The organism is Zhenpiania hominis, assembly GCF_014333425.1.
GTDB lineage: Bacteria > Bacillota > Clostridia > Peptostreptococcales > Anaerovoracaceae > Hominibacterium > Hominibacterium hominis.
The window spans coordinates 1-796 of sequence record NZ_JACRYT010000069.1 but is presented as its reverse complement, the minus strand read 5'-3'; the positions used below and the strand labels follow the sequence as shown (position 1 = coordinate 796).

The 796-nt window shown below is 49.4% G+C and carries 1 pseudogene; it reads left to right on the top strand.

What is annotated here, in order from left to right:
* Nucleotides 1–27: 27 nt before the first annotated feature.
* Nucleotides 28–796 (top strand): annotated as a pseudogene (locus H9L42_RS17405) (ISAs1 family transposase); the annotation flags it as partial.

Sequence of the window (796 nt, the reverse complement as noted above, 5' to 3'; positions counted from 1 at the left end):
AAATGTTTTACGAAATGGGTAACCAGCCTGCTTCCGGAAGACTGGAGCGGACAGACGCTGTCGATCGATGGAAAAAGGATTCGTTCCACCGAGCGAATGAGCCGCTGCGAGAGCCCGCTGCATATTGTCAGCGCCCAGCTCAGTGAGTGGGGAATGACCTTTGCGCAGAGAAGTGTGGATGAGAAAAGGAATGAAATTCCGGCGGTGCAGGAGCTGTTAAAGGAGTTGGAACTGAAGGGATGTATGGTGGTAGCGGATGCGCTGAACTGCCAGAAGGAAACGGCGGAACGAATTCTGGAGAAAAAGGAGATTACTTATTGTGCGCGAAAGATAACCAGGCGAGCTTGAAAAAGGAAATAGAAGAATATGTACAGGACCAGGAGCTAAGGAAGCGGATGGAGACGGTGCGGAAGGTGGAGAACAACCGGGGCCGAATCGAAAGGCGAACCGCATATGTAACCGAAGAGATCGGCTGGATGTCAGTGCGGGAAGAGTGGAAGCAGCTTGCGTGCATTGGGGCAATCCATACGGAATTGGAAAGAAAGAATCCGAAAACGGAAGAATGGCATTACTATATTTGCAGCAGAAAGCTAAGCGCAGAGGAGTTGTTGCATCATGCGCGAATGGGATGGTCGGTGGAAACAATGCACTGGCTTCTGGATGTTCACTTTGCAGAAGATTCCTGTAGAGTAGAAACCAGAGAGGTTCAGGAACAGCTCAATGTCTTTCGGAAGATGGCTTTGAATCTCATCAAACGGTACAAAGAAAAGGAGAAATCCAAACGTCCCATTTCCAA